Raw genomic sequence first — 3,769 nt, 5'->3', positions numbered from 1 at the left:
GTCCAGGGGCGAATGTCCCCTCGTGTGAGCCGACTTCAGGTGTTCCAACGAGATGGTGCCCGGTACGGAATGACCGTACCGGGCACCATTTCGGTTTGCTCCGGACCGACTCACAGGCGTGGCGGGCCCGTCCGGCTCAGGATAGGAGGGCCCTGCGGGCTTCGACCGCGTCGAGCCGCGGCATCACGGTCACCGTGTCGGCCTTCATGCACCCACCTTCCGGCTCAGGACCATGGTCTGTGCGTCCATACCGGCGGCCAGAGCCGCGCCGAGTCCGGCCGGGGAACCGTCCAGCGCGCTGAAGTCGTAGGCGGTCTCGGCGTGGAAGGCCTGGTCGACCCCGGAGGTCTCGTCGTCCTCGACCGCGCGGAACCCGATCGTCACATCGACGATCTTGGCCAGGATCCAGGACACGACGAAGGAGAACGCCATCACCGAGAACGCACCGATCGCCTGCTTGCCGAGCTGTTCCAGACCGCCGACGCCGTCGACGGCCAGGACACCCACGAGCAACGTGCCGACGACACCGCCCACCAGGTGGACGCCGACGACATCCAGGGAGTCGTCGTAACCCAGCTTGTACTTCAAGCCCACCGCCCACGAGCAGAGCACACCCGCCACGACACCGATGAGTATCGCGCCGAAGACGTTGACGTGCGCACCGGCAGGGGTGATCGCCACCAGACCGGCCACCGCGCCGGAGGCGGCACCCAGCGTGGTGAACGCGCCCTGCCGAATCCGCTCGTACGCAAGCCAGCCGAGCATCGCGGCGCCCGTGGCGACCTGGGTGTTCAGCGCCATGACGGCCGCGGTGCCGTTGGCCGCAAGGGCGGAACCGGCGTTGAAGCCGAACCAGCCGAACCAGAGCAGACCCGCGCCCAGCATGACGAGCGGCCGGCTGTGGGGACGCATCGCCTCTTTCCTGAAGCCGATCCGCTTGCCCACCACCAGTACCGCGGCGAGTGCGCCGATACCGGCGTTGATGTGGACCGCCGTCCCGCCGGCGAAGTCGATGACCTCCAGCTTGAACAGCCAGCCGTCGGCCTGCCACACCCAGTGCGCGACGGGGAAGTACACCAGTGAGACCCACAGGGTGATGAAGAGTGCCCAGGCGCTGAACTTCACACGATCGGCCAGGGCGCCGCTGATCAGCGCAGGAGTGATGACCGCGAACATCAGCTGGAACAACGCGAAGGCGAAGACCGGGATGCCTTCCTTGCCCCCGGTCAGCGTCTCGACGTCGATGCCCTTGAAGCCGATGTGGTCGAGATTGCCCAGCAGCCCGCCGCCGATATCGTCACCGAAGGCGAGCGAGTACCCGTACAACACCCACAGGACGCTGACGATACCGAGCGAGACGAAGGACATCATGAGCATGTTGAGGGCGCTCTTCACCCGCACCATGCCGCCGTAGAACAATGCCAGGCCGGGCGTCATCAACATGACGAGTGCGGCACTGAGCAGTACGAACGCGGTATCTGCGCCGTTCAAAGCCGGTTTCTCCTTGCAGGTTCGAACGCCCCGGGTCGACCGGGGCGGTGCTGTGCATTGCCTGGACGGGGTGAGCGGCCTCGGTGAGCGCCGGGCCCGCCGTCATGCGCGCCCGACGGGAAACCGCCGTTCGGCAGCCCGTGCCGACCTGCCATTGACGCGTGAGCCCGGCGCTTTCCGCCCCGCGGCTCGTGACTCGTCGCCCGCGTCAGTGGGAGCCGGTGCCACGGCCGTCCGAGGAATGCCTCATGACCCTGCCGTGAGCGTCAACGGATCCGGACCTTCCTCGTGCGCCGGTGACTGCCCCAAGGTCGCACCACCGTCAGCCCATGTGACCAACTGCGGCCACACCGCGACAACCCATGACCGCCGGTCGGGACAAAGCCTTCGGTCGCGCACTCGTAACCCTTCGGCAACCCAGGATCCGCTCTCATCACCTCGGCGAACCGGGGTGCAATTCCGGACGGGCGAGATCATCACACGGTCGCCCACCGACGGGGGAGCCGACCCGCAATCCCTCGTGGCGCGGGAGCGAACGGCCGTAACCAGTACGGAAGATCAAACTGCCACTACGTCTGGTCGAACAAGCCGAACTGGTTGCACGCTCCGGCTTGGTTTATTCATGTAACTTCTCGGGTTACGTCAACTGAGTAATTGGAGGCTCGACATGGGAAGACCATTCCGGGAAGGAGGCTTTTCGCTTTACCTACTCTATGTGTACTCCGTCAGCGGTTTTCTCACCGAGCGTGGTGGTGTGTCCGGAGGTCTGAGTTGTGACACAAGCCATAGCATGGTCGAAACACCCCGCCTCAAAAGGTTCATACCGTGCCATGCTGTCTCGTCAGGCATCACTCCATGGAACGGAATGAAGTATTCAGGCGGCGAATCGCAATGGCAGGACATTGCCGTCTCACTACCAACCATTGACCTTCGTTGGCCGATACTCATAGCCTTCACGTCAATATCGGCGCCGGGGAGCACGGAGCGCCGGAACCCGGGCCTGATTCACTCTCAGGTGCCTGATCTGATTCGTGGGGGATCGCGTGTACGACGTCATTGTTGTGGGTGCCCGCTGCGCCGGCTCGCCGGTCGCCATGCTCTTGGCTCGACTCGGACACCGGGTCCTCGTGGTGGACCGGTCCTCCTTTCCCAGCGACACCGTTTCGACGCACTACATCCACCAGGCGGGGCTGCTGAAGCTCCAGGAGTGGGGCCTGCTCGACGAGATCGTGGCGGCGAAGACGCCGGCGATCCGCAAGATGCACTACACGTACCGGGGAATCGAACTCAACGGGTTCGCCGACCCCGTCGACGGCATAGACGCCGTGTACTGCCCGCGCCGTACCGTGCTCGACGAGATCCTGGTCAACGCCGCGCGCCGGGCCGGCGCCGAAGTGCTCGAGGGCTTCACCGTCTCCGACGTGATCGCCTCCGACGGCCAGGTGACGGGCATCCGCGGACGCGAGGGCGACGGGCCGGAGCGGGAGTTCCGGGCCTCGGTGGTCATCGGCGCGGACGGCTTCCACTCCACGGTCGCCAAGAAGGTCGGCGCGGAGCTGTACAACGTGCGCCCCGCGGCCGGATTCATCTACTACTCGTACTACAGCGGACTCGACTGGGGCCTGCACCACAAGACCGGTTTCAACGAGCGCTGGTTCGGCAGCTGGCCCACGAACGACGGGCTGAGCATGCTGGCTGTCATCTGCACCCGCCGCAGGCTGAAGGACTTCCGCCAGGACGTGGAAGCCGGCTTCCAGGCCGTCTTCGACGACGTCGACCCGGAGATGGGTGCCCAACTGCGCGAGAGCGGGCGGCGCGAGGAGGACTTCCGTCCCATGCGCTACCCGGACAACTACTACCGCCGCGCCTACGGCCCCGGCTGGGCCCTCGTGGGCGACGCCGGCTACCACAAGGACCCCTACACCGGGTGGGGCATCACCGACGCCTTCCTCCACGGCGAACTGCTCGCCGAGCGCATCCACCAGGGGCTGTCCGGAGAGCGGCCGATGGACGAGGCACTGGCCGAGTACAACAAGGTGCGTGATGAGGAGAGCGCCGGCGTCTACGACTTCACCACCACACTCGGCGAACTCACCGAACTCCCGCCGTTCTTCAAGGCGACGATGAGCGCGATGAGCGCCGGCCAGGAGTGGACGAACAAGATGCTCGGCCTGATCGGCGGCGTGGTCCCGGACTACGAGATCTACGCGCCGGAGGCCCTGGAACGTCTCTACGACGACGCGGGCGTACCGCAGGAGGAGCGGGTCTACGATCCGGC

General features: G+C 65.9%; 2 protein-coding genes. One reads left to right on the top strand and one right to left on the bottom strand.

All coding sequences use genetic code 11. The annotated features are described in order from the left end of the window. Positions 1-204: 204 nt before the first annotated feature. On the bottom strand, positions 205-1,491 hold the full coding sequence (locus ACWGI8_RS41290; RefSeq protein ID WP_453668593.1) for an ammonium transporter: 1,287 nt from the start codon (positions 1,489-1,491) through the stop codon (positions 205-207). Between the two features lie 1,031 nt (positions 1,492-2,522). On the opposite strand from ACWGI8_RS41290, the gene ACWGI8_RS41285 reads away from it, so the two are divergent. Continuing rightward, positions 2,523-3,769, top strand: a 1,247-nt coding sequence (locus tag ACWGI8_RS41285; RefSeq protein ID WP_453668592.1) for an NAD(P)/FAD-dependent oxidoreductase, incomplete at its 3' end; no start/stop codon positions are given.

Source organism: Streptomyces sp. NPDC054841, assembly GCF_053611045.1.
Note: the sequence above shows the minus strand (reverse complement) of the source record. Positions and strands in the feature narration are given on the sequence as shown.